The sequence below is a fragment of the Streptomyces sp. NPDC039465 genome, assembly GCF_055639315.1.
The window spans coordinates 753,712-780,588 of sequence record NZ_JBVKAP010000002.1 but is presented as its reverse complement, the minus strand read 5'-3'; the positions used below and the strand labels follow the sequence as shown (position 1 = coordinate 780,588).

Annotated in this window: 28 protein-coding genes; 20 read left to right on the top strand and 8 right to left on the bottom strand. The window is 73.2% G+C overall.

The annotated features are described in order from the left end of the window. Positions 1 to 238: 238 nt before the first annotated feature. The 8 genes from ACZ7LT_RS09810 to ACZ7LT_RS09775 all read left to right on the top strand — a co-directional run bounded on the left by ACZ7LT_RS09810 (position 239) and on the right by ACZ7LT_RS09775 (position 6,212). Positions 239 to 1,954, top strand: a complete 1,716-nt coding sequence (locus ACZ7LT_RS09810; RefSeq protein WP_471235464.1) for an RNase A-like domain-containing protein — start codon at positions 239 to 241, stop codon at positions 1,952 to 1,954. A 10-nt stretch (positions 1,955 to 1,964) separates the two neighbouring features. Continuing rightward, complete coding sequence (locus tag ACZ7LT_RS09805; protein WP_471235463.1) at positions 1,965 to 2,624, top strand: hypothetical protein; 660 nt, start codon at positions 1,965 to 1,967, stop codon at positions 2,622 to 2,624. 43 nt (positions 2,625 to 2,667) lie between these two features. Continuing rightward, the gene (locus ACZ7LT_RS09800; RefSeq protein ID WP_471235462.1) at positions 2,668 to 3,078 is read left to right on the top strand and encodes a WXG100 family type VII secretion target; all 411 of its coding nucleotides are present in this window, start codon (positions 2,668 to 2,670) and stop codon (positions 3,076 to 3,078) included. A 35-nt stretch (positions 3,079 to 3,113) separates the two neighbouring features. Then, positions 3,114 to 3,416 carry a WXG100 family type VII secretion target gene (locus tag ACZ7LT_RS09795; protein ID WP_471235461.1) on the top strand — a complete coding sequence of 101 codons (303 nt, stop codon included), beginning with the start codon at positions 3,114 to 3,116 and terminating at the stop codon, positions 3,414 to 3,416. Between the two features lies 1 nt (position 3,417). Further along, positions 3,418 to 3,768 (top strand): RNase A-like domain-containing protein, encoded by a 351-nt coding sequence (locus ACZ7LT_RS09790; RefSeq protein ID WP_471235460.1) that lies wholly within the window; start codon positions 3,418 to 3,420, stop codon positions 3,766 to 3,768. Between the two features lie 8 nt (positions 3,769 to 3,776). Continuing rightward, positions 3,777 to 4,415 carry a contact-dependent growth inhibition system immunity protein gene (locus ACZ7LT_RS09785; protein WP_471235459.1) on the top strand — a complete coding sequence of 213 codons (639 nt, stop codon included), beginning with the start codon at positions 3,777 to 3,779 and terminating at the stop codon, positions 4,413 to 4,415. A gap of 476 nt (positions 4,416 to 4,891) precedes the next feature. Further along, on the top strand, positions 4,892 to 5,320 hold the full coding sequence (gene panD / locus ACZ7LT_RS09780; RefSeq protein ID WP_471235458.1) for an aspartate 1-decarboxylase: 429 nt from the start codon (positions 4,892 to 4,894) through the stop codon (positions 5,318 to 5,320). Between the two features lie 436 nt (positions 5,321 to 5,756). Next, on the top strand, positions 5,757 to 6,212 hold the full coding sequence (locus ACZ7LT_RS09775; RefSeq protein WP_471235457.1) for a rho GDP-dissociation inhibitor: 456 nt from the start codon (positions 5,757 to 5,759) through the stop codon (positions 6,210 to 6,212). A 64-nt stretch (positions 6,213 to 6,276) separates the two neighbouring features. Here ACZ7LT_RS09775 and ACZ7LT_RS09770 read toward each other — a convergent pair whose 3' ends face one another. Continuing rightward, positions 6,277 to 6,633, bottom strand: a complete 357-nt coding sequence (locus tag ACZ7LT_RS09770) for a DUF6479 family protein (protein WP_471235456.1) — start codon at positions 6,631 to 6,633, stop codon at positions 6,277 to 6,279. Between the two features lie 214 nt (positions 6,634 to 6,847). Here ACZ7LT_RS09770 and ACZ7LT_RS09765 point away from each other — a divergent pair, with 214 nt between their 5' ends. Beyond that, positions 6,848 to 8,152 (top strand): transglycosylase family protein, encoded by a 1,305-nt coding sequence (locus ACZ7LT_RS09765; RefSeq protein ID WP_471235455.1) that lies wholly within the window; start codon positions 6,848 to 6,850, stop codon positions 8,150 to 8,152. On the opposite strand, the gene ACZ7LT_RS09760 is transcribed toward ACZ7LT_RS09765, so the two are convergent. Together ACZ7LT_RS09760 and ACZ7LT_RS09755 are read right to left on the bottom strand one after the other, a co-directional pair. Beyond that, entirely contained in the window at positions 8,033 to 9,103 is a 1,071-nt protein-coding gene (locus ACZ7LT_RS09760) for a DMT family transporter (RefSeq protein ID WP_471235454.1), read from the bottom strand. The two genes, ACZ7LT_RS09765 and ACZ7LT_RS09760, sit on opposite strands and share 120 nt — an antisense overlap. Before the next feature lie 81 nt (positions 9,104 to 9,184). Continuing rightward, positions 9,185 to 9,901: a carbonic anhydrase gene (locus tag ACZ7LT_RS09755; RefSeq protein ID WP_471235453.1), complete on the bottom strand. Its 717-nt coding sequence runs from the start codon at positions 9,899 to 9,901 to the stop codon at positions 9,185 to 9,187. Between the two features lie 139 nt (positions 9,902 to 10,040). On the opposite strand from ACZ7LT_RS09755, the gene ACZ7LT_RS09750 reads away from it, so the two are divergent. Together ACZ7LT_RS09750 and ACZ7LT_RS09745 are read left to right on the top strand one after the other, a co-directional pair. Next, the gene (locus ACZ7LT_RS09750; RefSeq protein ID WP_471235452.1) at positions 10,041 to 10,742 is read left to right on the top strand and encodes a (2Fe-2S)-binding protein; all 702 of its coding nucleotides are present in this window, start codon (positions 10,041 to 10,043) and stop codon (positions 10,740 to 10,742) included. A gap of 88 nt (positions 10,743 to 10,830) precedes the next feature. Continuing rightward, on the top strand, positions 10,831 to 12,306 hold the full coding sequence (locus ACZ7LT_RS09745; RefSeq protein ID WP_471235451.1) for an SDR family NAD(P)-dependent oxidoreductase: 1,476 nt from the start codon (positions 10,831 to 10,833) through the stop codon (positions 12,304 to 12,306). Between the two features lie 81 nt (positions 12,307 to 12,387). Here the strand turns inward: ACZ7LT_RS09745 and ACZ7LT_RS09740 are convergent, their stop codons facing one another. From ACZ7LT_RS09740 to ACZ7LT_RS09725, 4 genes are all read right to left on the bottom strand, one after another. Beyond that, positions 12,388 to 12,561 (bottom strand): hypothetical protein, encoded by a 174-nt coding sequence (locus ACZ7LT_RS09740; protein WP_471235450.1) that lies wholly within the window; start codon positions 12,559 to 12,561, stop codon positions 12,388 to 12,390. 352 nt (positions 12,562 to 12,913) lie between these two features. Beyond that, positions 12,914 to 14,335 carry a lipase maturation factor family protein gene (locus tag ACZ7LT_RS09735; protein ID WP_471235449.1) on the bottom strand — a complete coding sequence of 474 codons (1,422 nt, stop codon included), beginning with the start codon at positions 14,333 to 14,335 and terminating at the stop codon, positions 12,914 to 12,916. Positions 14,336 to 14,390: 55 nt separating this feature from the next. After that, positions 14,391 to 14,936 carry a DUF1990 family protein gene (locus ACZ7LT_RS09730; RefSeq protein ID WP_471235448.1) on the bottom strand — a complete coding sequence of 182 codons (546 nt, stop codon included), beginning with the start codon at positions 14,934 to 14,936 and terminating at the stop codon, positions 14,391 to 14,393. Continuing rightward, on the bottom strand, positions 14,933 to 15,769 hold the full coding sequence (locus ACZ7LT_RS09725) for a YndJ family protein (RefSeq protein WP_471235447.1): 837 nt from the start codon (positions 15,767 to 15,769) through the stop codon (positions 14,933 to 14,935). Before ACZ7LT_RS09725 ends, ACZ7LT_RS09730 begins: the two co-directional genes overlap by 4 nt. A gap of 164 nt (positions 15,770 to 15,933) precedes the next feature. Between ACZ7LT_RS09725 and ACZ7LT_RS09720 the strand changes: the two genes are divergently transcribed. The 4 genes from ACZ7LT_RS09720 to ACZ7LT_RS09705 all read left to right on the top strand — a co-directional run bounded on the left by ACZ7LT_RS09720 (position 15,934) and on the right by ACZ7LT_RS09705 (position 21,547). Beyond that, on the top strand, positions 15,934 to 17,010 hold the full coding sequence (locus ACZ7LT_RS09720; RefSeq protein WP_471235446.1) for a DUF6777 domain-containing protein: 1,077 nt from the start codon (positions 15,934 to 15,936) through the stop codon (positions 17,008 to 17,010). A 154-nt stretch (positions 17,011 to 17,164) separates the two neighbouring features. Then, positions 17,165 to 19,156, top strand: coding sequence for a SpoIIE family protein phosphatase (locus ACZ7LT_RS09715; protein ID WP_471235618.1), 1,992 nt, complete (start codon positions 17,165 to 17,167; stop codon positions 19,154 to 19,156). 83 nt (positions 19,157 to 19,239) lie between these two features. Next, positions 19,240 to 20,613, top strand: a complete 1,374-nt coding sequence (locus tag ACZ7LT_RS09710; protein ID WP_471235445.1) for a wax ester/triacylglycerol synthase family O-acyltransferase — start codon at positions 19,240 to 19,242, stop codon at positions 20,611 to 20,613. Positions 20,614 to 20,650: 37 nt separating this feature from the next. Then, positions 20,651 to 21,547 carry an Fpg/Nei family DNA glycosylase gene (locus ACZ7LT_RS09705; protein ID WP_471235444.1) on the top strand — a complete coding sequence of 299 codons (897 nt, stop codon included), beginning with the start codon at positions 20,651 to 20,653 and terminating at the stop codon, positions 21,545 to 21,547. Between the two features lie 24 nt (positions 21,548 to 21,571). Here ACZ7LT_RS09705 and ACZ7LT_RS09700 read toward each other — a convergent pair whose 3' ends face one another. Continuing rightward, positions 21,572 to 22,183 (bottom strand): hypothetical protein, encoded by a 612-nt coding sequence (locus ACZ7LT_RS09700; RefSeq protein ID WP_471235443.1) that lies wholly within the window; start codon positions 22,181 to 22,183, stop codon positions 21,572 to 21,574. Between the two features lie 80 nt (positions 22,184 to 22,263). Between ACZ7LT_RS09700 and ACZ7LT_RS09695 the strand changes: the two genes are divergently transcribed. From ACZ7LT_RS09695 to ACZ7LT_RS09675, 5 genes are all read left to right on the top strand, one after another. Then, entirely contained in the window at positions 22,264 to 23,013 is a 750-nt protein-coding gene (locus tag ACZ7LT_RS09695) for a LytR/AlgR family response regulator transcription factor (protein WP_471235442.1), read from the top strand. Positions 23,014 to 23,141: 128 nt separating this feature from the next. Continuing rightward, positions 23,142 to 23,459 carry a hypothetical protein gene (locus tag ACZ7LT_RS09690; RefSeq protein ID WP_471235441.1) on the top strand — a complete coding sequence of 106 codons (318 nt, stop codon included), beginning with the start codon at positions 23,142 to 23,144 and terminating at the stop codon, positions 23,457 to 23,459. A 45-nt stretch (positions 23,460 to 23,504) separates the two neighbouring features. Then, positions 23,505 to 23,897: a hypothetical protein gene (locus tag ACZ7LT_RS09685; protein WP_471235617.1), complete on the top strand. Its 393-nt coding sequence runs from the start codon at positions 23,505 to 23,507 to the stop codon at positions 23,895 to 23,897. Beyond that, complete coding sequence (locus ACZ7LT_RS09680) at positions 23,894 to 25,642, top strand: sodium/solute symporter (RefSeq protein WP_471235440.1); 1,749 nt, start codon at positions 23,894 to 23,896, stop codon at positions 25,640 to 25,642. Before ACZ7LT_RS09685 ends, ACZ7LT_RS09680 begins: the two co-directional genes overlap by 4 nt. After that, positions 25,639 to 26,862, top strand: coding sequence for a sensor histidine kinase (locus tag ACZ7LT_RS09675; RefSeq protein WP_471235439.1), 1,224 nt, complete (start codon positions 25,639 to 25,641; stop codon positions 26,860 to 26,862). The genes ACZ7LT_RS09680 and ACZ7LT_RS09675 overlap by 4 nt, the downstream gene beginning before the upstream one ends. Positions 26,863 to 26,877 lie beyond the last annotated feature (15 nt).

Sequence of the window (26,877 nt, the reverse complement as noted above, 5' to 3'; positions counted from 1 at the left end):
CGCGCCGGTGAGTACGCCCACACCGAGCCCAAGCCCGACCGGCACGGCGGCGCCGAGTCCCAGCCCGAGCCCGCAGCCCACCACGACACCTACACCCGGCACGACGCATCTGCCGTCGCCTGGGCAGCCGTCGGGCACGCCCAGCCCCCAGCCGACGCCGTCGCCGAGCCCGAACGCGCCGCCGACCCCGCCGGTCTCCGGTCCGCCGCCCCAGCTGCCTCCGTCGACCCCGCCCGCCGTGACCAACCCCTGGACGGGCCCCGGCGGCTTCGACGTCCAGCCGCTCCATCTGTACCAGGTGGCGACGGCCCTCGCCGTCGAGCAGCAGTCGTTCCACAAGGCGCTCGTCCAGTTCCTCGACATTCACGCCGGCTACTCCAAGGTCGGCGGATCCGGCACCGTCACAGCCGAGTTCGCCACCCAGTACGCCGCGGTCGTCGCCCTGCTCATGGAGGCACACGGAAAGGCCGTGGTCGCCATCGGCGGCGCGGCGGTCGGCTTCACGACCACGGCCAACAACTTCCGGCAGGCGGACGCGGCCACCCACCCGCTCAATCCGCCCTTCGCGCCGCAACCGTCGCCGCAGGTCATCACCGCACCGCCGGCGTACGCGGCGCCGCCGGCGTTCGGCGTCCGCGACGCCAACGCCGTCGACGACTTCCTCGACGTCTTCGACGGCGACGTCCCCGGCTCCCTCATACGCACGGTCGTCGAAGAAGCCCTGGGCGCCGGCCACGCGGTGGAGATCCTGCCGCTCCCGAACTACCTCAGGGTCAACGAACTCTCCCAGGCGTGGCTGCCGTACCAGACCGGCCTCGGCACCATCCAGGGACAGCTCACCGGCACCGTCGACGCCATCACGGACAACGCCAACGGCGACTGGCACGGAGCGATGCTGGAGTTCGTGTCGTCGCTCTGGGGCACCAAGGCGTGGGGCAAGAACACGGCCGGCTACGAGTGGGCGCACAAGCCGTCGACCGGAGCGGGTACCAGCCTTCCGGTCTTCGCCGTCCTCAGCACCACGGCGCAGATGCTGGCCCAGGCCCTCCGCTCGTACGCGGAGGCCGCCGAGAAGGTCCGCACCGAGCTGCGCGGGATCCTCTACAAGGCGATCAAGGACGCCCTGACGCTCCTTGAGGCCACCGACTTGAAGGACTTCGTGGGGACCCTCGCCGAGCGACTGAAGAAGCTGTGGAAGGGCCTGGGCGCCGCAGTGCTCCTCAGCATCGACACGGACGCCGTCAACCGGGCCGTCGCCACCTACGAGACGGAGCTGCGGGCGCAGGTGGAGGTGGTGAAGAAGCTGCTGGAGCCGCTGCGGGAGGCCTCGCGCGCGGTGCCGACCTTCCAGGCGCAGTCGGCGAGGGCGGAGGCGTTCGGGGCGCGTTCGCTCTTCGAGTTCGACCGGTCGATCGTCCCGCTCAACGAGCAGTCCCGGGACCCGAACAACAGGTTCGGCATCGACCTCGCCTCGATGGAATGGGAGACCAACCCCTACCAGGCTTCCCCGAACGACCCGCCGAGGCCGGGGAAGGACGCCCACACGATCGACCGGCACGTCGGCCTCACCCCGGATCAGCTGCGGATGCGCGTACGGGACCAGGGCGTCAGCGCCTCGGCCTTCCCGGACCTGCCGGCCGCCCAGAAGCACGTCCAGGCCGCCCTGAACGACCCCACCAACATCCGGACGATCGAGGACTGGATGGAGAAGCAGAAGCGGAAGGTGGCCAACGGGACGTTCAGCCCCGCCTCCTCGCCGGATATTCGCGTGTTCACCGTGAGGGACGCGAACGGGAACGACGTCGTGACGGGATCCTCCGTCTCACAGTCCGACTTCGCCTCCCAGGGCTTCAACGCCCAGCCGACCCAGGTCCACAGCGTGAGGCTGGTCCTCGCCTACTCACCGGAATCCGGGACGTTCTACGTCCGGACCGCCTTCCCGACCCCCCCGTAGCATGTGCCATGTGACCACGAAGCATGAAGAGTTCCTTACCCAAGGCGCGGTGGGGCTCCTGCTGCGCATCGCCGTCGCCTCCCGCAACCCGGGGGCCGCGCCACTGGAGGACGAACTCCAGCGGCTGTCCCGCTTCCTGCAGGATTCCAGGGCGATCGCCGACGTGATGCCGCTGGTGGCACTTGCCTCGCTGCTCGACCTCCTTGCCGACGAGGTCGGCACGGAGGCGTTCGAGGCCAGACCCGCTGCCTACCGTGACAGGCTGGCGCGGGCCGCCGGTGACGATGAGCCGGCGGACTTCCTGCGCTCACTGGCCGCGCTCGTCCGCGACAGCCAGCTCCGCTCCTACCCGGACCTGACGGAGCTGCCGCTGTCCGCCTGGGAAGCCGTCGGACGCTTCTCGCTGACCTCGGCCTTCATCTCTTTGATGGTCTCGGGGGAGTACGACAGCGTGGAAGAGGCCTTGGAGGAGATGCTGAACAGCGAGCACCCGGAGGACTGCCATGAGCGGCTCGGCAACCTCGCCGGGGAGCTGCAGCGCATCCTGTACCTGTTCCGCACGCCCGCCGAGTGCGACGCCGCCTTCGCCACCGTCATGCCCTACGTGACCCACGCACGCGTCCGCCTCCTCCTCGACACCGTCCATGCCCACTTCGCCGAGCAGCACTGACCCACCATCCCACCACCCCATCGCCCCGGAAGGAGCCGCCGCCATGCCCATCGAGCCCCATCTCGCCGTCTCGGACGAGGACCTGAAGCGCCTCGCGGACGACTTGGACGCCATGCGAACGCACATCGACGGGCAGGTGCGCCGGATGGACGCCCTCGTCGACCGGGCCGAGGCGCGATGGCGCAGCGAGGCGGCGACGGCGTACCGGAAGCTGCACCGGGAGGCCGGGGCCGACGCCGTGCGGGTCCGGGAGATCCTGGGAGTCCTGGCGCAGGCCGTGCGGATGAGCCGGGACGGCTTCACGCGCCAGGAGCTGGACACCCTGCGGCGGTTCCGGGCCGAGATGAAGAAGGTCGACATCGACGCCGAGGTACGCGAACTGTCCGGCGAGGGACCGGGCGGCGCGGGCCCCGGCGGCGGAGCGGCGCCGACCAGCAGGATCATCGACATCTGAAGGTGCATCCGAACATCCGTAAGGCAGGGGGAATCGTGAACGACGACGGCTCGATCACCGTCGACCTGGTCGCGCTGCGCGAGATAGCCGGCGACCTCGAGGACATCGTGAGGACGCTCAACGAGCGCTTGAGCGCGCTGTACGACCGGACGGTGCCGGTCGTCCTGGCCTGGCAGGGCGAGGCCCGCGAGGCATTCGTGGACGAACTCGACCGCTGGGACCGGCAGATGGAGGACCTGCAGGCCGCGCAGAAGTGGTTGCACGCCGTCGTCACGACCGGGCACGTCAACTACTCCGCCGCTCAGCGGGCCACCCTGCGCGGTTGGGGCGGGGCCTGACATGACGACACCTCCCGTGCCCTCCGCAACACCCGCCCTCGCCCGCGCCGACCGCGCCGCGACCTTCCCGGACCGGGCGACCGCCCGGTGGGCCACCCAGCAGGTGATCGCGCTGAACGAGCAGCTCATCCACCGGTGGCTCGCCCAGTCCACCCGGCAGCGGCTCGTGATCGAGGCCGCCTGGCCCTCGCGGACCGATCCGGTGGGCACGCTGCTCACCACCGGGATGGCGCTGGCCGGCCAGGAGCCGATCCCGGTGCGCGCCGTCCGGGTCGTGCTCCGCCGGAACGGATCCGGCGAGCCCGGCGCCTCCCCCTTCACCGTGCACTCCTCCCTGCCCGTCGACCTGTAGAGGCCTCCGTGTCCCTGAACCCCGCCGAGCACGACCGCAAGTACGGCGAGCTCGACCAGGTCGTCCGCGCTCACCTGGGACTCGGCCCGCACGCCCCCGAGGCGGTGGCCGGCTACCTGCGGCAGACGTGGCGCACCCGGCCCTGGGCCATCGCCGTCGCGGCCGAGCAGCTGCGCGTCTACGCCGACAATCCGCCGGGGCGGCTGCGGTTGCGGCTCGGCGAGTACTACCGGCTGCCCGACGTGGGGCTGCCGCCCGAGGAGATCCGGGACTGGCTCACGGGCCTCGCCGACCGGCTCGACGAGAGTCTGGCGAACGGCCAGGCGCCACCGCCTGCCGCGCCCGCGACGCCATGGGAGTGGCGGGCCCGCTTCCCCGAGCTGGCGCAGCTGCTCGGCGGCTGGTTCTCGCAGGACATGCCGGACGAGTTCGGCGACCACGAGGCCGCGCTCGCCGACTACCTGGAGGGCACCGACACGGGGCTCGTCGCCCAGCTGACGGGGGAGCTGCACGACCTCCTCGCCCTCGGCCTCGACGAGGACGGCCTGGCCCTGGCGCTGGTGACGCTCGGCGCGGAGGTCGAGCCCCCGGTGCCGTTCACCCCCGGCGCCTGGCTCGCCACGCTCGCCGTCCGGTTGCGCGGCTGACCGGCCGTTTGCGCTCCGGTCCTGGCGGGCAGGCGACACGGACCTCGTACGCGCGCCTCGCACCGGTCAGCCCCTGCTGGACGGCGGTGCGCACCCGGACCAGTCGTTGCTGCGCTTGTGTGCGTGCAGGGGCGGGACAAGGCAGGCGGAAGCCCGGACCTGCGCTGTTCTGCGTTGTCCTCCCCCTACCGCGCAGGATGGGCTGGCCGAAATTTCCCCTGTCCGAACCGGGATGCGGATGAGGACAGGGCTGCTGCTGGTTCCTGGAACACTGACGGCGGGTCGGAGTCCTTGGCCGGCTGCGCCGGACCCTGGGCTCATGGAGTGCGGCGGCCTTGGAGAAGTCAGCATTCGGTCAGTGTGAGCCCTGAAACACCTGAGGACAGCTGACCGGACATGCGAACCGCTGTAGGCTCCGAAGACCGCCCTTGACCTGCGTGAAGCAGGCAGGGAGCAGACAAAATCGGGAGTTCTCCGTGCTTCGTACCATGTTCAAGTCCAAGATCCACCGGGCCACCGTCACCCAGGCCGATCTGCACTACGTCGGATCGGTCACCGTCGACGCCGAGCTGATGGAAGCCGCCGATCTGCTTCCCGGCGAGCTGGTGCACATCGTCGACATCGACAACGGCTCCCGGCTGGAGACGTATGTCATCGAGGGTGAGCGCGGCTCCGGTGTCATCGGGATCAACGGCGCCGCCGCGCACCTCGTGCACCCCGGTGACCTGGTCATTCTGATCAGCTACGCGCAGGTCGACGACGCCGAGGCGCGCACGATGGTGCCGAAGGTCGTGCACGTCGACGCGGGGAACAAGATCGTGGACCTCGGCTCCGACGCGTCGCAGCCGGTGCCCGGCAGTGACACCGCGCGCGCTCCGTACTCCGTGCCCGCCGCGCGGGGCTGAGCGCCGCCCCTGGCCTGGGGCGAGGGGCCGGATGAGTGGCCGGGCCGGGCGGGGGAAGCCGCAGTGGGAGAACCTGGAATCAGGGCCCGCCGCGAGCCGGCGGCCATGAAACCCGAGGGGCCTGTCATGACCCAGCCGCACCCCGATCCCACACCTCCACCGGTCCCGCCGCCCGGGCCCGGCCCCGTGCCGCCGCCACCGACGCCGGGGCCGGTGCCGCCGACCCCGCCGCCGGTGCCGGAGCCGCCCCCGCCCAGCCCGGCACCCGGACCGAAGCCGGGGCCACCGCCGACCCCGCCGGACCCGATTCCGCAGCCGCCGGAACCCCCGCCGCTGCCCACCCCCGACCCGGGCGGCCCGGAGCCCCAGCCGCAGCCCTCCCCGCCCCCCGCGAGCCCGTGAGCGACTGAGCTGCGCAGGCCTGAGAGGACTTGTCATGAGCAACGCCGGAGCCGGCGCGCCGACCGCGCCGGAACAGGTCACGGACGGCCGGACCGTCCAGCTCCTCGGCTTGGATCTGCAGTTCACCATCCATGAGGAGATCTCGGTGCCGCTGCCGTCGCCGGGCGCCGACGCCGTCGAGCCGTTCGTGCTCAAGGAAGGCGTGGAGTGCCGGGTGGTGATCAGATTCAAGGTGACCGGCCCCTCGGTCACCGGACTGCGCGTCCTGGACGTACGGGAGATGGAAGGGGCCGAGATCAGCCGCCGGGAGGTGCACCTCGGTGACTTCCGCCAGGGCGGGCCCTACGAGCTCGCGCTGCCCCCGGAGCGGATCCCGAGCGGGCGCCGGGCGCAGGGGCGGTACGACGTCCACGCCTCACTGCTGGACGCGGACGACCGCGTCCTCGACGTACGCGACTTCTGCTTCGAGGTCGGGCGGGACTGGGGCTGACCCGAGGCCGAGCGCGCTGCGACCGGCCCCGTTCCTCGGGGCCGGTCCACTCGATACGCGCGCCTTATGCCGACTGCTGCTTGTTCCCGGGGCTGTCCGGGTGATCGGGGTGGGTCTCGTGAGGCACCTCGTTGCCGTGGCCCCGCAATTCGTAGGGCATCAGCCGCGAGCCGTCGTGCGGGAACTCCGTCTCGGCATGGCTGCCGGACTCCTCGATATGTGTCTGATGATCCGGCGGGTGCGGTTGCTCCTCGGGGCGCGGTACCGGCAGCTCCTGGCGCCGTTTGCGCATGCCGAGCCAGACCGCCCCGATCAGCATGGCCGTGATGGCGACGCCTGCGATGAACTGGCCGAGGCCATGCAGAAGCTCCCTGGCCGCGAGCTCCGCGGCCAGATCCTGGAGTGCGCTCGGTGTAGTCATACAAAACCCATACCCGACATGTCGGAACCTATGTTTCACCCGCATAAATGTTTACTGCTCATTTATCCGGGAAATCGGGTCGACGGAATTCCGTGTTCCGTCAACTGGCCGAAATCCATAGGGGTTTGAGTGGCTGTCCGCCCTCTTGTCGTCGCCGGTTCCCAGCCCATATTTTTGGCGGCTGCTGAATGTGGAACCGCACCAAGGGGGGCCCATGGCCGGACGACACCGCCGGTACCAGCCGAGCCGCATCAACCGGGCTTCGCTCACCGTCACGGCGGGCGGCGCGGGCATGGCGCTACCGCTGATCGGGGCCGGCACCGCCCACGCCGCGTCGGTCGACGTGTGGGAGAAGGTCGCCGCGTGCGAATCCACCAACAACTGGCAGATCAACACCGGCAACGGCTACTACGGCGGCCTGCAGTTCAGTCAGTCGACCTGGGAGCAGTACGGCGGTACGCACTACGCGCCGCGCGCCGATCTCGCCTCCAAGGACCAGCAGATCGCGATCGCCGAGAAGGTGCTCAAGGGGCAGGGGCCGCGCGCCTGGCCGACCTGTTCGGTACGGGCGGGACTCACCCGGGGCGGGGACTCGCCCGACATCGCCCCCCACCAGCGCGACGGCGTGGGCAAGCAGTCCCAGCGCGGCGCCGGCCCCAAGGCGCCCGCGAAGCCCGCCGCGAAGCCCGTGGTCAAGACCCCGCCCGCCGGGCCGACCACCGTGCCGACCGTCCGCGAGAGCTATACGGTCGCGCCGGGCGACTCCCTCTCCGGCATCGCGCAGGCCAAGCGGGTCGGCGGCGGCTGGAAGGCGCTGTACGAGGCGAACCGCACCGTCGTCGGGGACGATCCGGACCTGATCCACCCCGGCCAGAAGCTGACCCTGCGGATCTCCGCCCCGCGTCCGCCGGTCACCGCCCCGAAGGGCCGGCCGAAGACGACGGCGAAGCCGCCCACACAGGCCCGGCCCGCCCCCCGGCCGGCCGTCCGCCCCGCGGCGAAGCCGGTGGCCAAGCCGGTCGCCAAACCGTCGGCCCGGCCCGCCGCCAAACCCGCCAAGCCCGCCGCCAAGCCGGTCACCCAACCCGTCTCCAAGCCGCGCGACACCCAGCAGGCCGGCTTCAGCGCCCCGGTGTCCGCGAGCATCGGCACGCCGTACCGCAAGGCGGGTTCGTCCTGGTCGAGCGGCTACCACACGGGTGTCGACTTCCCCGTGCCCACCGGCACCTCCGTCATGGCCGTGGCCCCCGGCCGGGTCGTCTCGGCGGGCTGGGGCGGGGCCTACGGGTACCAGATCGTCATCCGCCACGACGACGGCCGCTACAGCCAGTACGCCCACCTGTCCGCGCTGAACGTCCGGGAGGGCCAGACCGTGGGCAGCGGTCAGCGGATCGCCCGGTCAGGATCCACCGGCAACAGCTCGGGGCCGCACCTGCACTTCGAGGTGCGGACGGGACCCGGATACGGGTCCGACATCGACCCGCTCGCCTACCTCCGGTCGGGAGGCGTCTCCCTCTGAGCCGGGCAGCGGCCGAGCGGGCCCGGCCGACCGGGAGACGTCCTGGCCCGTACCCGGCCGGGACACGTCCTGGCCCGTACCTGGCCGGGAGGCCTCGGGGCCGGCGTCCGTCCCCGGCGGCGCGGCGACCGGGACCGGCCGCTGGGTGGTGAGCAGGACCAGTCCACCCGCCGCGACGACACCGAAGCACACGGCGATCGCCGTGCCCGCGGCCCCGAACCGGAAGTCCTCGCCGAAGAGCGTCAGACCGATCGTCGCCGCCACGACCGGGTTGACGACCGTGACCGTGGCCAGCGGGGCGGCCAGCCCGGCGCCTCGGTAGGAGGCCTGCGAGAGCAGCAGACCGCCCACGGCGAAGCAGGCAGTCGCGAGCATGCCCGGCCACTCGCCCAGCGGCGCGTCCAGCGTGAAGTCCGTCGCCACGATCTTGGTGAAGACCGAGGCGAGACCGAAGGAGATGCCCGCCGCCGCGGCCAGGACCATGCCCCGGACCACCGGTCGGCGGATCCGCGCCGCGGTCAGGAAGAGGGCGGCCACCGCGCCGAAGGCGCAGGCGGCCAGCACCAGCCGGTCCCCGCCGGGCAGGGAGAGCGCCTGCGAGCCGCCGGTGAGGGCGAGCAGACCGGCCAGGCCGACCGTGGCCGTCACGGCGCCGCGCCAGGCGGTGGAGCCCGCCCGGCGCCCCGCGAACAGCGCCGCCATCGGCAGCGCGAACACGATCGTCAGGGCGCCGAGCGGCTGGACCAGACTCAGCGGTCCATAGGCGAGCGCGGCCACGTGCAGCACCGCGCCCACCCCGTTGAGCAGCACCGACACCCACCAGGCGCCGCTGTGCACGGGCGCGTAGGCGCCGACGGCGGAAGCCGCCACGCGCTCCTGCACGATCGCCGCGGCCGCGTAGGCGACGGCGGAGACCAGGGACAGGAGCACGGACAGCGCGAGGGGACTCATACATCAACTGTGACGCGTGGGGTGCCTCCGCGTCGTCGTCCCTGAGTGGGCATCGGGGCGTACTGCCACAGGACTACAGGACTACACCCTGCGGTGGTGCGACGACGGTTCGAAGGTCACATGGCCGGTGTCCAGGTCGAACCGGGCCCCCACCACCAGTGCGCCGTCGAAGGTGGAGTCGGAGGCCAGCTCCTCCTGGATCCGGGCCACGTTGGCCCGCACGGTGTTCTCCACCCAGTCGCCCGGCAGGTGCCGGGTCTCCTGGGCGGCCGGGGCCATCTGCTCGACGATCTGGGCGAGGGGGCCCTCGACGGGTGTGCCGGTGCGGACGTACTCGACGGCCGCCTCGGCCGCCCCGCAGCGCTCGTGGCCGAGGACCACGACGAGCTTGATGTGCTTGACCTGTACGGCGTACTGGATGCTGCCGAGCACGGCGTCGTCGAGGGCCTGGCCCGCGGTCCGTACGGTCATCAGGTCCCCGAGTCCCTGGTCGAAGACGATCTCGGGCGAGACACGGGAGTCGAGGCAGCCGAGGACGACCGCGAACGGATGCTGGGCGGCTGCGACCTCCTTGCGGCGGGCGGCGTCCTGGTGCGGATGCGCCTGGCGCAGGGCCGCGTAGCGGGCGTTTCCGGTCTGCAGCAGGGTGAGCGCCCGGTCGGGGCTCACGGGCGTGGTGGAGGGGGCGGATAAGGTCCGGGCACCCGCGGCCGGGGCCGGGGATGTCGGTGCCGGCCGCGCGGGGGTCGCGGCGCGGGCGGCGGGTACGGCGGCCGTGAGGGCCGCGGCGGTGGTCATGGTCAACATGGAGCGTCGGCTGCGAATATTCACTCGGCAAGCCTCATGTTGATCAGGTGTTCGATCAAATGGTTTTTGTTCGGCAATTGCCGGACTATTGCGGACTGTTGACCTCCGGAAGGGAGCGCGGGTGGGCGGGGTGGAGCTGAAAGAGACGGGGTCCGTGGGAGGGTTCTTCGCCCTGCGGACCGAGCCGCCCGAAGGCGGGGCGCATCTGCCGCTCGCCGAGGTCTACGCCCAGCGGCCACCGGTCGCGCTCGGCGCCCGGGTGGACCGGGTCGCCGCCCGCCTCGGCGCCGCCGAACGGCGCGTGGGTGCCTCCGTCGCGCAGCTCGGCCTCGCCGCCCGCCTCTGGTCGGTCTGCCTCGGATCGGCCGCCCTGCACGGCTCCTTCCCCGACATCACCCCCGCCGCCCTGCACTGGGACGGCCGGCTCACCTCCCCGGACGACCTGTGGTGGTCCGGCACCGCCGCCCGGCCCGGCACCGCCGACGAGATCCGCACGGTCGTGCAGTACGGCCATCTCGTCCCGCTCGCCGACGCCCTGCGCCACGACGGCGCCGTCGCCGCGCGGCTGCTGTGGGGCAACGCGGGCTCGGCCCTCGCCGGAGCCGTACGCGAACTGGCCCGCTGGTCCCAGGCCCAGGGCCGCCCCGAGGTGGCCCGCCGCGCCGCGGACCTCGCCCGCGAGCTCTTCGCCCACCCGGACCTCGCCGGGACGGTCCGGGGCCCTGCGCTGCGCCGCACCAGCTGCTGCCTGTACTACCGCTGCCCCGGCGGCTCGCTCTGCGGCGACTGCGTGTTCGACCGCCCGCCCACCAGGCCCGCCGCACCCGCCTGACCAGGGCGGGTTTGGATCCATGCCCTCGGCTCCGTACAGTTTCACTTTTGAAACGTGACCATTCGAGTGACCGAGGAACGGCGACGGCATGACGGTGACTGAAGAGAACCAGGTGTACGGGCCGGGTATCGACCCCGAGCGCCTGGCCGTCTGCCTGAGCGTCCTCGCGGAGCTCGACGAGCTGGACGTGGACCACCCCGACGCGATCGCCGTCCGGCGCGCCACCGCCGGGATCTACCGGACCGTGAAGCAGCGCCGCCGCCAGGAGCGCCGGGCCGCCAAGACCGCCCACGACAAGGCCGTCACCGAGGCCACCGCCACCGGCTCCGCCCAGCGGATCGACGACGAGACCGAGGGCCTGCTGCCCTCCTCCGTCACCGAGGCCGGCAAGATCGCGGGGATACTCCAGCGCCCCCGGTCCTGCTACACCTGCAAGACGCGGTACGTCGAGGTCGACTACTTCTACCACCAGCTCTGCCAGGAGTGCGCCGCCCTGAACCGGGGCAAGCGCGACGCCCGCGCCGACCTCAGCGGCAAGCGCGCGCTGCTCACCGGCGGCCGCGCCAAGATCGGCATGTACATCGCGCTGCGGCTGCTGCGCGACGGCGCCCACACCACGATCACGACCCGCTTCCCCAAGGACGCCATCCGCCGCTTCAAGGCCATGGAGGACTCGGCGGACTGGATGCACCGCCTGGAGGTCGTCGGCATCGACCTGCGCGACCCGGCTCAGGCGGTCGCCCTGGCCGAGCAGGTCACCGAGCAGGGCCCGCTGGACATCCTCATCAACAACGCGACGCAGACCGTGCGCCGCCTGCCCTCCGCCTACGCCGCCCTGGTCGAGGGCGAGAGCGCCCCGCTGCCCGCCGGCGAGCTGCCCGCCCACCACGTCATCGGCGCCTTCAACTCCGGCGCGGTCGACGGCCTGGCCGCGCTGCCCCTCGGGGTCAGCGGCCTGGACGCGCAGAAGGTCGCCGACCTCGCCCTGGTCGCGGGCAACGCGAGCGTCGAGCGGCACCGCGACGGCAGCGCCATCGACGCGGGCGGCCTGGTGCCGGACGTCGTCGAGACCAACACGTGGGTGCAGACCATCGAGCAGATCTCGCCGGTCGAGCTCCTGGAAACCCAGCTGTGCAACTACACGGCGCCGTTCATCCTGATCAGCATGTTGCGGCCGGTGATGGCCGACGCCGCGAAGAAGGCGGCCAGCGGGCGTGCCTACGTCGTCAACGTCTCGGCGATGGAGGGTGTCTTCAGCCGCGGCTACAAGGGCGCGGGGCACCCCAACACCAACGCCGCGAAGGCCGCCATGAACATGGTGACGCGGACCAGCGCCCAGGAGATGTTCCAGACCGACGGCATCCTCATGACCTCCGTCGACACCGGCTGGATCACCGACGAGCGTCCCCACTTCGACAAGCTCCGCCTGGCCGAGGAGGGCTTCCACGCCCCGCTCGACCTGGTCGACGGCGCCGCCCGCGTCTACGACCCCGTCGTGCGCGGCGAGGCCGGCGAGGACCTCTACGGCTGCTTCCTCAAGGACTACGCCCCGGCCAACTGGTAGCCCCAGGGCTTTACACCCCCCGGACGCACTCGTGCCCCCGGCCGTGACGACGGCCGGGGGCACGAGTGCGAAGCGAGCAGCTCAGTCGATGCCGGGCAGGATGTGCGGCTCAGCGAGGTCTTCCTCGTAGCCGGCCAGCCTGATCGGGGCCGACCTGGCCCACACTTCGAGGCTGCCGAGTTCACCGGAGGGCTTCTTGCTCCGGTCCCGGCGTTCCGCCGGGCGCTGCTCCTGCTGGGTCAGTTCTGGTGTCACCGCGCACTCCTTTGTGTCGCGTACCTAAGAGGACAGGGCCGTTCGGTCGCGGTGGCGCCGTTCTTCGGGCGGGACCGCGGCCCGGTTGAAGGCCTGTCCCCGGGTCGGATCTGGGGTTTTTGTGGAGCCCCGTTGGCCGACCGTACGCCCCAGAGTAACCAAATGAGCATGTGCGTGCTCGATGGGGCCCATGTCTGGGGTGCAATCCGGACACACTTCCGGAAGTACGGGGTGGGCTCCGAAACGGGGCCGGACGGGGGTTTTCGGGGGTGGTGACCGGCCCACCGCGACACGCCGGGAGGCTCGGCCGTTGGAGTGAGAATCGTGGTGGCACACAGCCCGCGGGGGAGGGTCAGCGGTCGGCCGGGGTGCGCAGCCGGGTGGTGGGCAGGTAGTCACGCAGATACGTCCGGTGCCACCAGGCTCCGGTGGCCCGCAGTTCCCGCCAGGTCGTGTAGCGGTAGCGGTAGAGCCGGGCCCGGATCAGCACGGGCGGGGCGTCGGGGAAGGGGTTGTGCCGCAGCAGCTTCAGCGTGTCCCGGTCCCCGTCGAGCAGCCGCTCGACGAACGGCCCGAACCAGTCGCGGGCGTAGCCGGGGGAGAGCGCGGCGAACCACATCATCCAGTCGAGCCGCAGGTGGTACGGGGCGAACTGGCGCGGCATGCGCCGTACGTCGCCCGGTTTGCCCTTGAACTCGTACTCCCGCCAGACCGTGTCGGGGCCGTACGCCGCGTCCGCCGAGCCCTCGATGACGATCTCGTCGCGGATCCGGCCGACGGTGCCGAAGGCGCCGTAGGTGTTGACGAGGTGGAGCGGGTCGAAGGAGCGGTTCATCGCCTGCCGCCGGGAGAGCAGATTGCGGGCCGGGCGGTAGCTCAGGGCGAGCACCAGCGCGGTGACGGCGCAGACCAGGACCACGTACCAGAGCGGCGGGTCGGCGAGCGCGGGGGCGGTGACCAGGAACGACGTGTCGACGGCGGACAGGGCGAGCACGATCGTCAGCCAGTTCAGCCAGGAGAAGTTGCCGGAGAGGACCAGCCACAGCTGGGTCACCACGATCACGGCGGCCGCGACGCTCGCCACCGGCTGCGGGGTGAAGAGCAGAACCGGAACGAGGATCTGCACCACATGGTTGGCGCCGGTCTCCACGCGGTGCAGGGGGCGCGGCAGATGGTGGAAGAACCAGCTCAGCGGCCCCGGCATCGGCTGGGTCTCGTGGTGGTAGTAGAGGCAGGTGAGGTTGCGCCAGCAGGGATCGCCGCGCAGCTTGATCAGTCCGGCGCCGAACTCCACCCGGAACAGCAGCCAGCGCAGCAGCCACAGGACCAGCGCAGGCGGCCCCACCCGCTCGTTGCCGAGGAAGATCGCCAGGAAACCGGTCTCCAGGAGCAGCGACTCCCATCCGAAGCCGTACCAGGTCTGGCCGACGTTGACGATCGAGAGGTAGAGCCCCCACAGCGCGGCCCACAGCAGCATCGCCACCGGCAGCGGCACCGCGTCGCCGGCGCCCGCGACCAGGGCGAGCGCCACGGCCGCGCCGCCCCAGGCGCAGAGCGCGAAGAGCCGGTCCGAGTAGTGCCAGCGGAAGAGGGTCGGTGCCCGGCGGGCGGGGACCCGGCGCAGGTACTCCGGCACCGGCAGCATGCCGCGCTCGCCGATCAGGGCCCGGAACTGGAGAGCGGCGCCGAGGAAGGCGACCAGATAGAGCCCGGCGAGAGCCCGCTGGAAGACGATCCGGCTCAGCCAGTAGTCGGGGGCGGTGAACCACTCCATCAGCTCCAGTATCGCGGGCGGCCCACGCCCCGTCCCGGCGTCGCCGCCCCCAAGGTCAGGGCGTGGCGATCCGGATGAGGGTCCGGCCCAGATGCCGGGCGTAGGCGCGCTGGAACACCGGGACCAGCGGTCCGGCGAGGCGGGTGTACCAGACGGCGGGCCTGCTGAACGCGGTCACCGTGAACCAGACCGAGCCGTCCTCAAGGAGGTCCACGACGAACGACTCCTCGCCGCACTCCGGGTGCCCGGTCCGCGTCCCGTACGCGAACCCGATGCGGTTGCCCTCGTACGCGATCCACACCACCTCGCAGGGGGCGATGACGCGCAGGGGGCCGAGGCCGAGCGAGACCTCCAGGGCGACTCCCGGTTCGGCGCGCGCCGCGCCGGTGTCGATGCGGGCTCCCGAGCGGCGGTGCATCCGCCAGGTCAGGACGGCGGCGCCGGCGCTCTCGAAGACGTCCCGTCCGTGGCCGACGCGGACCATGTGGTGCAGGTGGTGGTAGCCGGAGGGGAGCGGGGCGGCGGCGGTGGCGCCGACCTCGGGGTAGCTGAATACGCGCGGGGCGGGCGTGGCCGCCAGGTCGCGCAGGAGTCGGGTCATGCCACTGTCTCCTTGAGTCGTCGCCAGGCCAGCACCGAGCAGAGTGCGAAACCGAGGGCGTTTCCGAGGCCGTGGGTGGCGGCCATCCAGGTCAGGGTGGGGTGGGGCAGTCCGGTGGCCTCGCCGAGCGCCCAGCTCAGGGCGAGCAGCATGGTCGCCACCAGGACGACGGCCGAGACGGCGAGCAGGCCGGCGGTGAGCCGCCCGGTCCCGGGGGTACGGATGTCGCGCCAGGTCACCCGGGCGACGGCCCACATCCCGGCGGTCAGGACGAGGGCGCCGGCCAGTTCGGTCCAGTCGTCGACGAAGTAGCCGACGAGGACGAGGAGGGTGCCGAGCGGCACGCTGAGCGCGGCGAACCGGGCGGTGGGCCCGTCGGCGGCCCGGCAGACGAGCCCCGCCACCAGCGCGGCGGCGAAGCCGGCGAAATGGAAGTGCGGCACGGTCAGGGCCAGGATCTCCAGGTCGAAGCCGAGCAGCTGGTGCCCCGAGCGCTCCGCGACCAGCGCCAGTCCGGCGACCGACGGCGTGACCAGGGCGGTGAGCAGCGCGGTCTCGGCCGGGGCGCGCCGGCGCAGGCCGGGCCCGCGCAGTGTGCGGGCGAGGTGGACCGGTGCGTAGAGGGCGAGGGCGAGGGTGCCCAGCGCGTAGAGCGCGGCGAGCGTCGTGGCGAGGGGCCCGCGCGGCAGCCACAGGGCGACGGCACCGGGCACGGCCCACAGCGGCCAGAGCCTCCGGATGGCGCAGAGCCCGTCCACCTCCATCAGGGCGAGCCCCGCCGGGACGATCACCAGCATCCCGGTCATCACGATGAGGCCGACCAGCACGGTCATCGCACACCCCCCCTCCTTGAACGCGTTCAATTCGCCTGAAGCCGAGAGTAGAGGGTTTCTTGAACGCGTTCAAGTGGCGGTTCGGGGAGCGTTCCGTTTGCGCGCGCACGGGCGATCCGGCACAGATGGGAGGGACCACTCGGGGCGGAAGGCGGGAGATTCTGGTGGCCTCATCGACGTACCGTCGGCGCACCCTGCTCGCGACCCTGGCGGCCGCCGGAACCCTGCTGGCCGGCTGCGGCGACGACGACGGCGACGCCGCCGGGCCCGCGTACGGCACCAAGAGCGTCACCCTCCAGCCCGCCGCCGCCCCGGGCCCCGACCCCTTCACCCCCTCCACGGTCACCGTCCCAGCCCCGCCCCCCAAGACGCCGCCCCCGCCCACCGGCGCCGCCCGCCCGGACGCCGCCCCGGCGATGCGGGCCGTCAGCGGCGCCACGCCCGGTATCTACGGCGGCACACGCGCCCGGGGCAGCTGCGACATCGAGAAGCAGGTGCGCCTGCTCGCCGGGGACACCGCCAAGGCCGGCGCCTTCGCCCGGAGCGCCGGGATCAGCGACGCGGCCGTCGCCGACTGGCTGCGCGGGCTCACCCCCGTGACCCTGCGCGTCGACACCCGGGTCACCGGCCACGGCTACCGCGACCGGGCCGCCACCTCGTACCAGGCGGTGCTCCAGGCCGGTACGGCCGTCCTCGTCGACCGGTACGGAACCCCCCGCGTCCGGTGCGCCTGCGGCAACCCGCTGCGCAGCCCGGTCGCCGTCCCGGGCGCGGCCCAGGGGCGGCCGTGGCCCGGCTACCAGCCCGCCCGGGTCGTGGCGATCACGCCGACCCGGGCGATCGTCAACCGGCTGGTGATCGTGAACGCGGCCGACGGCAGCTGGATCGAGCGCAAGACCGGCACCGGGGGAGAGGCGGACACCCGCCCGGCCGAGGACCCGCCGTGCGGCCCCGACGAGTGCCATCTGGCCGGCCCCCGCACCCCGGCCGCCTCGCCCACCCCGGACACCCCGCGCACCCCCGAGCGCCCGGCCCGCCCCGAGAGCACCCGTACGCCCACCACCCCCGGCCGGTCCGCCGGCGCCGACCCTTCAAGGGCCCCCTCCCCGGACCGCGAGGACCTCCCGCCGCAGCCGCCCGCAGAGCCCCTGCCCGAAGACCTCGTCCCCACCGCGCCGGACGCGCCGCCGTACGACATGCCCGAGCAGGTCCCCGACGGGCCCTCGACCTTCGAGGGCTGACGCGGCGGCCCGTGAGGCGAAGGGGCCCGGCTCGGCCTAGCGTGGGGCCATGGACGCGGGCAGAGGGGGCGGCGGGACGGCCGAGCCGTGCCGCTGCGCCACGCCTGGGGCCGCGGACCGCTGCTTCCTCGCGCGGTACGCGGCCGAGTTCCGCATGGGCACCTTCGACTGGGACCTGGACACCGGACTGCTCGACGCGGACGCGGCCGCCCTCGCGGTCTTCGACATGGACCCCGCCGACTTCGACGGCCGCCCCACCAGCCTCGGCCCCCGCGTCACCCCCGACGAGGGCAGACGCCTGGACTCGCTGGTCACGCAGGCGCTCAAGGACGGCAGCACGCACTACGGGGCGTACTTCCGGGTGCGCCGGCGCGACGGGCGGCTGCGCTGGACCCACACCCAGGGGATCATCCGGCGCGACGAGACCGGCCGCCCGCGGCGGATCATCGGCATCGTCCGGGACGCGACCCGCGAGCTGGCCGACTCGGCCGCCCGGCTCGGGCTCGACGAGGAGCGCCGCCGCCGGACCAGCGTCGTCGAGTCGACCACGGCCGCCCTCGCCCATGCCCGTACCGTCCAGGACATCATCGATCTGCTGAACGACTCGCACGGCCTCGCCCACTTCGGCGCCACCAGCCTCGTCATGGGGCTCCTGGAGTCCGGCCGGATCCACCTGGTCGCCGAAGGGCCCGAAGGGGCGTTCGTCCCGGGCACCCGCTTCACCCGGGTGGATGAGCAGTACCCGATGAGTGAGGTCGTCAGGACCCTGACGCCCCGTTTCATCGAGTCCGCCGAGGACTTCGCCGACTCCTATCCCGTGCTGTGGCCGCACATCAGCGGGCTCGGCATCACCGCCGCCGCCTATCTGCCGCTGATCGCCCAGGCCCGCCCCATCGGCGCGCTCGGACTCCTCTACAGCGACAAGACCGGCTTCACCGACGACGAGCGCAACGTCCTCGTCGCCCTGGGCAGCAGCATCGCGCAGAGCCTCCAGCGCGCCATACTCTTCGAGCGGGAGCACGACCTCGCCGAAGGGCTCCAGCAGGCGATGCTGCCGCGCCGCATCCCCGACGTACCCGGCGCCCACATCGCCGTCCGCTACCGCTCGGCCCATCTCGGCCAGGACATCGGCGGCGACTGGTACGACATCATCCCGCTGCCCGGCGGCCGGGTCGGCGCGGTCATCGGCGACGTCCAGGGCCATGACACCCACGCCGCCGCCGTCATGGGACAGCTGCGGATCGTGCTGCGCGCCTACGCGGCCGAGGGACACACCCCGGCCACCGTCATGGCCCGGGCCTCCGTCTTCCTCCATGAACTGGACACCGACCGCTTCGCCACCTGCACCTATGTCGAGGCGGACCTGACGACCGGGGTGGTGCAGGCCGTCCGGGCCGGCCATGTGGAGCCGCTGCTCCAGGACACCGACGGCAGCTGCCGCCGACTGCCCGTCGAGGGCGGACTGCCGCTCGGGCTCTCCGCGGAGTTCGGGCGGCTCGACTACCCGGTCACCACGCGCGAGATGGACCCCGGCCAGACGCTGCTGCTCTACACCGACGGACTGGTCGAACGGCCCGGCCTCGACCTCGACGAGGGGACGCGGTGGCTCTCCGCACTGGTCCGGCGCGGCCCCCGCGACCTCCAGGAACTCGCCGACCATCTGTGCGAGGTGGTCGACGAGAGCGGCGGCGACGACGACGTCGCCATCCTGCTGCTGCGCCGCAAGGGCGCCTACTTCCCGCAGTCCGGGGGACGGCTCCAGCAGCACGTCGCCCAGAACGACCCGGAGGCGCTGAGCTCGGCGCGCCATATGATCCGGGCGGCGGTACGGGCCTGGGGCGCCAAGGAACGCGCCGACGAGATCGAGCTCGTCGCCGACGAGCTGATCACCAACGCGCTGATGCACACCGACGGCGGGGCGATCGTCACCCTGCGGATGCTCGCCGGTCCCGAGCAGCGGCTGCGTGTCGAGGTCGAGGACCGCTCCAGCGCGCTGCCGCGCCGCCGCGAGGCGGGCGAGGCCGGGGTGTCGGGGCGCGGGCTCCTGCTGGTCGACCGGCTCGCCGATGTCTGGGGTGTGGACTCGCGCGGCAGCGGCAAATGCGTGTGGTGCGAGTTCATGGTCCCGAATCAATCCGTTAACTGAGCGTAAATGGACCATACTTGACCGTAACCGACCGGAACCGATTGACTGCGGTCTCCCAGCGCTCTCCAGAACATGAGGAACCCTTGAGCAGCGAGCTTCTCGCACCGCTTGACCTGGCATTCTGGCACCTCGAATCCACCGACCACCCGATGCATCTGGGCGCCCTCGTCCACTTCGCCCCCGCCCCCGCGGCCGTCGCCGACCCGCCCGGGGACCTTCTGGAGCTGCTCGCCACCCGGGCAGCGGCGATCCCCCGGCTGCGGATGCGCGTCCGGGACGTCCTGCTGCCGGTCGGCGGCGCGGCCTGGTTCCCCGACCAGGACTTCGACGTCCACCGCCACGTCCGGGAACTACGTCTGCACGGCGGCGACTTCGACGCCGAAACGGCCCGGGTCGCCGGGGAACTGATGGAACGGCCGCTCGAACGAGGACGGCCGCCCTGGGAGATGTACCTCCTCACCGGCCCCGACGACGGCTCCTTCGCCGTCCTCGTCAAACTCCACCACGCCCTCGCCGACGGGATGCGCGCCGTCGCCATCGGCGCCGGGATCTTCGACGAGATCGCCGCCGCCCGCACCCCGGCCGCCCGCCCGAGGCGCCCCCGCACCCGCCCCGTACCGCCCGCCCTGCCCGGCGCCCGCGGCCTCATGGACCTCGCCCGGGCCCGACTCGAGGAACTCGGCCGGGCCGTCGGGGTCGGCGCGTCCGTGGTCCGCGCCAGCCGCCTCGACCCGCGCGGCGCCACCGCCCTCGCCGCGCACTCCAGCGGTACGCGCACGGTCGCCACCGTCACCGTCGACCTGGAACGCGTCCGGGACGTCCGCCGCGTCGCCGGAGGCACCGCCAACGACGTCCTGCTCGCCACCGTCGCCGGCGGGCTGCGCAGCTGGCTGGCCGAGCGCGGCGAGAGCCCGCCGACCGCCGACCCGCGTGCCCTGGTCCCCGTCTCCCGCCGGCGGCCCGGCGCGCCCCCCGGCTCCGGCAACCGCTTCTCCGCCTACCTGCTCGACCTGCCGCTCACCACGGCCGACCCGACGGCCCGCCTGCGGGCCGTCCGCACCGCCATGGACCGCAACAAGGCCGCCGGGCCGCTGCGCGGAGCCGGGGCGCTCGCCGTCCTCGCCGACCAGCTGCCGCCGCTCGCCCACCGGTTCGGCGCGCCGCTGGCGGGCGGCGCGGCCCGGATGCTCTTCGACCTCTTGGTCACCAACGTGCCGCTGCCCCGCTCGGCCCTCTCCCTCGGGGGCAGGCCGCTGCGCGCCCTCTTCCCGATGGCGCCGCTGGCCCGGGGCCAGTCCCTGGCCGTCGCCATGTCACCGTACGGCGGCGACGTGCACATCGGACTGGTCGCCGACGGCGCGGCCGTACCCGACCTGGACCGGCTCGCCGCGGCGCTCGCCGAGGAGCTGGACACCCTGGTCCGAGCGGCCGGGGCGGCGGTGAACGAGGGCCGGTGAACGCGCGGCCGCCGCGCGCCTGCGGCAGGGTGGAGGCATGCCCGAACTGCCGGAAGTCGAAGCGCTGCGGGAGTTCCTGGCCGAGCACCTGGTCGGCAAGGAGATCGCCCGCGTCCTGCCCGTCGCGATCAGCGTGCTCAAGACGTACGACCCGCCGCTCTCCGCGATCGAGGGCCGCACCGTCACCGCCGTGGCGCGGTACGGGAAGTGGCTGGCCATCACGGCGGGCGCCGGGCCGGACGCGGCGGGCGGGGCCGAGGGGCCGCCGCTGCATCTCGTCGTCCATCTCGCCCGCGCGGGCTGGCTCCAGTGGAAGGACGTCCTGCCGTCGGGGCCGCCGCGCCCCGGCAAGGGCCCCCTCGCCCTGCGTACGGCGCTCACCGGCGGCGACGGCTTCGACCTGACCGAGGCGGGCACCACCAAACGGCTCGCCGTCCATCTCGTCCACGACCCCGCCGAGGTCCCCGGCGTGGCCCGGCTCGGCCCCGACCCGCTCGCCGAGGGCTTCGACCGGGACGCCTTCGCCGCGCTGCTCACCGGCGAACGGCGCCAGATCAAGGGCGCGTTGCGCGACCAGAGCCTGATCGCGGGCATCGGCAACGCCTACAGCGACGAGATCCTGCACGCGGCCCGGATGTCCCCCTTCAAACCCGTGCAGAACCTCGGAGAGGACGAGATCACGGCACTGTACGAGGCCCTGCGCACCACCCTGCGCGAGGCGGTGGAACGCTCGCACGGCCTCGCGGCCGGCCGCCTCAAGGCGGAGAAGAAGAGCGGCCTGCGGGTCCACGGCCGCACCGGCGAGGCCTGCCCGGTCTGCGGCGACACCGTCCGGGAGGTGTCCTTCAGCGACTCCTCCCTCCAGTACTGCCCCACCTGCCAGACGGGCGGCAAGCCCCTTGCCGACCGCCGCCTCTCGCGCCTGCTCAAGTAGTGCGAGGACCAGGGCCGCACCCGCTCACGGAGTGAGCGACACCAGAGCCCCGCCGCCGCGTTCCCGGACCACCAGACGATCGATCTCCCCGGCCCGCAGCGCGGTCGCACCCTCCACCACCGGCGCGGTGTCCCCGCCCGCCGGGACCGACCAGCTCATCACCGGGTGCTCCCGGCCGTCGCGGCCCACCACCACCAGATCGCAGACCCGCGGCCCTGCGACGCCCGAGACCCGCAGCGCCATCTCCGTACCCCAGGCGTGCTCGCTCCAGGAGGCCGCCGCCGTGACCCCGGTGACCGGGTCGGTCGCCGAGGCCCGCGCCGCGGCCGGCGGGGCGTCCCCCTCGCGCAGCGCGAGAGCGGCCGAGGGCACCGCGAGGGCCAGCGCCGCGGCCAGCGCGAGCAGCCGCGCCCGCCCCCGCCCCCGCCGCCGGGGGACCGGAGGCGGAAGCGGCGCGAGCGGCCGCACCGGCTCCTTCAGCTCCGCGAGGCACCGCTCCAGCCGGGCGAACTCCGTCAGCCACCGCGCACAGCGCGGACAGTCCTCCAGATGGTCCGCGCAGCGGAACGCGTCGCCGGGCTCCAGCACCCCCAACGCATACGCCGCCACATCCCGGTGTCGTTCCCGCAGGCTCATCGGTCTCCCTTTTCGTACCCTCCTCACATACGCACACCACCCCCGGCGTACTCAACGCCCCTGCCCCTACACTCCGCAGCATGCTGCGCGTACTGGCCGTCGACGACGAAGAGCCGGCCCTCGGGGAACTGCTCTACCTCCTGCGCTCCGACCCCCGGGTGCGCAGCGCGGAAGGAGCCACCGACGCCACCGAGGCGCTGCGCCGCATCGGCCGCGCCCTCGACGCCGGGCCCGACGGCGACGACGCCATCGACGTCGTCTTCCTCGACATCCACATGGCCGGACTCACCGGCCTCGACGTCGCCAAGCTCCTCGCAGGATTCGCCCGCCCGCCCGCGATCGTCTTCGTCACCGCCCACGAGGGCTTCGCCGTGCAGGCTTTCGACCTCAAGGCCGTCGACTACGTCCTCAAACCCGTCCGCCGCGAACGCCTCGCCGAAGCCGTCCGCCGCGCCGGCGAGCAGGTCCTCGCCACCCACGCCCCGCCCAGCACCACCGCCGACCAGATCCCCGTCGAACTCGGCGGCGTCACCCGCTTCATCCCGATCGGCGACATCGCCTACGTCGAGGCCCAGGGCGACTACGCCCGCCTCCACACCGACGAAGGCAGCCACCTGGTCCGTATCCCGCTGTCCACCCTGGAGGAGCGGTGGGCGGCGCGCGGCTTCGTCCGTATCCACCGCAGCCATCTCGTCGCCCTCGGCCGCATCGACGAACTGCGCCTGGACGGCGGCGCGACGACCGTACGGGTCGGCCGGGCCGAGCTCGCCGTCAGCCGCCGCCACGCCCGCCAGCTGCGTGAACTGCTCCTGCGCCACGCCCGCGGCTGACCGTTCGCCGCACCCGGCGCGCCGCTCACCGACGGCGGGCGGTGTTCGCCCGGCCACCCCCCGCGCCCTGCCTACCCTTGATCCAGAAACCCAGGCGTCCGCTTCACCGGGAAAGGGGGCCGTGACCGATGCCGGAGAGCGACCCGCCGCTGCACGCGCTCCTCGCCGAACTCGGCGCGCTCAGCGCCCTGCCCCACCTCGCGCCCCGGGCCCCGGCGGAGCTCGAACCCCTCCTCGCCCGGGTCCGCAGCGTGGCCGGGCACTGGGCCGACGTGCTGGACGAGCTGCGCGAGTCCGCGCAGGGCTTGGCCGGGCCGGGCACCGCCGCCGCCCTGGAGCTGGCCTTCCGCCGCGCCGAGGAGTCCTACGTCGAGCTGGAGATCGCCCTCGGCGCCGCCACCACGGCCTCCCCCACCCCGCCCCGCCACAGGGCCTACCGGGCGTAACGCCTTCTGCGTAGACTCCGGGCGATGTCAGCAGAGCACGACCCGATGTCCGCCGGTCACGGCCCCGCGCGCCGCCCCCGGCGCGAGACCGTCACCGGAGTGCCGCGCTCCGCCCGCCGGCCGCCCGGCCCCGCGCCCGCCCGCTCCGAGATCAGCGAGCAGACCACCCTCGGCCACACCTACGTCCGGTCCCTGATGCGCAGCCAGCTGCGCGCCGCGCTCACCGCGCTCGGCGCCCTCGCCCTGCTCGTCGGCTCCCTGCCGCTGCTCTTCGCGCTGCCCGCCGCCGTGGACGGCACCGCACTCGCCCCCGCCCCCTTCGTCTGGGCCGCGCTCGGCGCCGGCGTGTACCCCGTGATGTGGGTGACGGCCCGCTGGTACGTACGCCGGGCCGAGCGCAACGAACGCGACTTCACCGGCCTCGTGGAAGGCCGGTGAACCACACCCACGCGGTGGCCGCCGTCACCGCCGTCGTCCTCGCCACCGTGCTCATCGGCGCCCTGGGCCTGCGCATATCCCGTACCACCTCCGACTTCTACGTCGCCTCCCGCACCGTCAAGCCGGGTCTGAACGCCGCCGCCATCAGCGGCGAGTACCTCTCCGCCGCCTCCTTCCTCGGCATCGCCGGACTGGTGCTCCTCCAGGGCCCCGACATGCTCTGGTACCCGGTCGGCTACACCGCCGGATACCTCGTCCTGCTCGTCCTCGTCGCGGCCCCGCTGCGCCGCTCGGGGGCGTACACCCTCTCCGACTTCGCCGAGGCCCGCCTCGAATCCCCGCTGGTGCGCAGGCTCGCCAGCCTCTTCGTCGTGGGGATCGGCTGGCTCTACCTGCTGCCGCAGCTCCAGGGCGCGGGGCTCACCCTCCAGATCCTCACCGGCGCCCCCGACTGGCTCGGCGGAGTCGTCGTCGCGGTGGTCGTCACCGGCGCCGTGGCCGCCGGCGGCATGCGCTCCATCACCTTCGTCCAGGCCTTCCAGTACTGGCTCAAGCTCACCGCGCTGCTGGTCCCCGCCCTGTTCCTGGTCACCGCCTGGCTCGGCGACGACGCACCCCGCGCCCGCTTCGACGCGCCCGCCGTCTTCCGCGCGCACACCGAGGTACGGATCGACGACACCGTACGGATCGACGTCGACGCGCCCCTGACCCTCACCGCCACCGGCCGCGTCGACCACGTCCCGTACGACAAGGGGCGGCTCACCCTCACCGAGGGCACCCACCGGATCGAGGCAGGCACCACCCTCGGCTTCCCGGCCGGCGCGCCCGTGCCCGAGCGGACCGCCAGCGACACCGACCCTCTCGGCTGGTCCCAGCCGCTCGCCGGGGGCCGCGACGGCTACCAGCTCTACGCCACCTACGGCCTGATCCTCGCCACCTTCCTCGGCACCATGGGCCTGCCGCACGTCGCCGTCCGCTTCTACACCAGCCCCAACGGCCGCGCCGCCCGCCGCACCACCCTCGTCGTCCTCGGCCTCGTCGGCGCCTTCTACCTGCTGCCGCCCGTCTACGGCGCCCTCGGGCGGATCTACGCGCCCGAACTGGCCCTCACCGGAGCCGCGGACGCCGCCGTGCTCGTCCTGCCCGACCGGATCGTCGGCGGTCTCGCCGGGGACCTGCTCGGCGCGCTCCTCGCCGGCGGCGCGTTCGCCGCGTTCCTGTCCACCGCGTCCGGACTGACCATGTCGGTGGCCGGCACGCTCACCCAGGACATGCTGCCCGGGCGCGGAGTGCGGCACTTCCGGCTGGCCACCGTCCTCGCCATGGCCGTACCGCTCGCCGTCAGCGTCGTCACCGCCAACGTGCCGGTCGCCGACGCCGTCGGGCTCGCCTTCGCCGTCTCCGCCTCCTCGTTCTGCCCGCTGCTCGTCCTCGGCATCTGGTGGCGCGGGCTCACCCCGCCCGGCGCGGCGGCCGGTCTGCTCATCGGCGGCGGCAGCGCGCTCACCGCCGTGATGGCGACCCGCGCCGGGCTCGCCCCCGCGGGCTGGCCGCACACCCTGATGGCCTGGCCCGCAGTCTGGTCGGTGCCACTCGGCTTCCTCACGATGGTGGTGGTCTCCTGGCTCACCTCCCGCCACGTCCCACCCGGCACCCAGGCCATCCTGGCCCGCCTCCACCTCCCCGAAGACCTCGCTCCACAAGCCCTCGCCCCTGAAGCTCTCGCACCCGAAGGCACCAGATGAGTGGGACCGACCTGGCGGTGCTGGCCGCCGCCGCTGCCGTACTGCTCGCCGGCGGGTTCGCCGTGGGGCGGCTCACCGGCCGCAGGGGGAGCGGGGTCGACCTGGACCTCGGCACCCCGGTGGAGCGGGCCACGTTCCAGACCCTGCACACCGCCTCGCTCGCCGCGCCCCCGCTGCGCGCCGGGCTCACCGGCGACACCGCCCGCAAGGCCGCCCGCCGGCTGCGTTCCCTCCTCGGCACGGAGGCCCTGTGCCTCACCGACCGGAAGTCCGTGCTCGCCTGGGACGGGCCGGGCGGGGACCACCACCGCGAGCAGGTCACCCAGCTGGTCGCCGAGGTCCTCGACTCCGGCCGCAGCCGCAGCGTCCACACCGGCTGCGCGGACCTGGAGTGCCCGCTGCGCTGGGCCGTCATCGCGCCGCTGACCGGCGAGGAGGGCGTGCTCGGCGCGCTCGTCGCCTACGGCTCGCGCGAGTCCGCGGTGCTGGTCAGGGCGGCGACCGAGGTCGCCCGCTGGGTTTCCGTACAGCTGGAACTGGCCGAGCTCGACCGCTCCCGGACCCGGCTGATCGAGGCGGAGATCCGCGCCCTGCGCGCCCAGATATCCCCGCACTTCATCTTCAACTCGCTCGCCGCGATCGCCTCCTTCGTCCGCACCGATCCCGAGCGGGCCCGTGAACTCCTCCTGGAATTCGCCGACTTCACCCGCTACTCCTTCCGCCGGCACGGCGACTTCACCCAGCTCGCCGACGAACTGCGCTCGATCGAGCAGTACCTGGCGCTCGCCGGGGCGCGGTTCGGCGACCGGCTCAAGGTGACCCTGCAGATCGCCCCCGAGGTGCTGCCGGTGACCCTGCCGTTCCTCTGCCTCCAGCCGCTGGTGGAGAACGCCGTCAAACACGGCCTGCAGGACTCCCGCGGCGCCTGCACGGTCACGATCGCGGCCCGGGACGCGGGCTCCGAGGCCGTGGTCGTCATCGAGGACGACGGCGTCGGCATGGAGCCGGAGGTGCTGCGCGCGATCCTGTCGGGGGAGCGGCCCCCGTCCTCGGGGATCGGGCTCTCCAACGTCGACGAGCGGCTGCGGCAGGTCTACGGCGACGACCACGGGCTGGTCGTGGAGACCGGCGTCGGCGCGGGGATGAAGATCACGGTACGGATCCCCAAGTACCGCGCGGGTGTCCACCGGGCTCCGCACGGCCCGGCCGGTGCTCCCTAGCCGGTGCTCCGCGGC

What these genes read in the sequence shown, in the direction of transcription:
- ACZ7LT_RS09800 (WP_471235462.1), top strand. Translation starts at nt 2,668, where the DNA reads ATGCCCATCGAGCCCCATCTCGCCGTCTCGGACGAGGACCTGAAGCGC.
- ACZ7LT_RS09790 (WP_471235460.1), top strand. Translation starts at nt 3,418, where the DNA reads ATGACGACACCTCCCGTGCCCTCCGCAACACCCGCCCTCGCCCGCGCC.
- ACZ7LT_RS09775 (WP_471235457.1), top strand. Translation starts at nt 5,757, where the DNA reads ATGAGCAACGCCGGAGCCGGCGCGCCGACCGCGCCGGAACAGGTCACG.
- ACZ7LT_RS09770 (WP_471235456.1), bottom strand. Translation starts at nt 6,633, where the DNA reads ATGACTACACCGAGCGCACTCCAGGATCTGGCCGCGGAGCTCGCGGCC.
- ACZ7LT_RS09765 (WP_471235455.1), top strand. Translation starts at nt 6,848, where the DNA reads ATGGCCGGACGACACCGCCGGTACCAGCCGAGCCGCATCAACCGGGCT.
- ACZ7LT_RS09760 (WP_471235454.1), bottom strand. Translation starts at nt 9,103, where the DNA reads ATGAGTCCCCTCGCGCTGTCCGTGCTCCTGTCCCTGGTCTCCGCCGTC.
- ACZ7LT_RS09755 (WP_471235453.1), bottom strand. Translation starts at nt 9,901, where the DNA reads ATGACCACCGCCGCGGCCCTCACGGCCGCCGTACCCGCCGCCCGCGCC.
- ACZ7LT_RS09745 (WP_471235451.1), top strand. Translation starts at nt 10,831, where the DNA reads ATGACGGTGACTGAAGAGAACCAGGTGTACGGGCCGGGTATCGACCCC.
- ACZ7LT_RS09735 (WP_471235449.1), bottom strand. Translation starts at nt 14,335, where the DNA reads ATGGAGTGGTTCACCGCCCCCGACTACTGGCTGAGCCGGATCGTCTTC.
- ACZ7LT_RS09730 (WP_471235448.1), bottom strand. Translation starts at nt 14,936, where the DNA reads ATGACCCGACTCCTGCGCGACCTGGCGGCCACGCCCGCCCCGCGCGTA.
- ACZ7LT_RS09725 (WP_471235447.1), bottom strand. Translation starts at nt 15,769, where the DNA reads ATGACCGTGCTGGTCGGCCTCATCGTGATGACCGGGATGCTGGTGATC.
- ACZ7LT_RS09715 (WP_471235618.1), top strand. Translation starts at nt 17,165, where the DNA reads ATGGGCACCTTCGACTGGGACCTGGACACCGGACTGCTCGACGCGGAC.
- ACZ7LT_RS09705 (WP_471235444.1), top strand. Translation starts at nt 20,651, where the DNA reads ATGCCCGAACTGCCGGAAGTCGAAGCGCTGCGGGAGTTCCTGGCCGAG.
- ACZ7LT_RS09700 (WP_471235443.1), bottom strand. Translation starts at nt 22,183, where the DNA reads ATGAGCCTGCGGGAACGACACCGGGATGTGGCGGCGTATGCGTTGGGG.
- ACZ7LT_RS09695 (WP_471235442.1), top strand. Translation starts at nt 22,264, where the DNA reads ATGCTGCGCGTACTGGCCGTCGACGACGAAGAGCCGGCCCTCGGGGAA.
- ACZ7LT_RS09690 (WP_471235441.1), top strand. Translation starts at nt 23,142, where the DNA reads ATGCCGGAGAGCGACCCGCCGCTGCACGCGCTCCTCGCCGAACTCGGC.
- ACZ7LT_RS09685 (WP_471235617.1), top strand. Translation starts at nt 23,505, where the DNA reads ATGTCCGCCGGTCACGGCCCCGCGCGCCGCCCCCGGCGCGAGACCGTC.
- ACZ7LT_RS09675 (WP_471235439.1), top strand. Translation starts at nt 25,639, where the DNA reads ATGAGTGGGACCGACCTGGCGGTGCTGGCCGCCGCCGCTGCCGTACTG.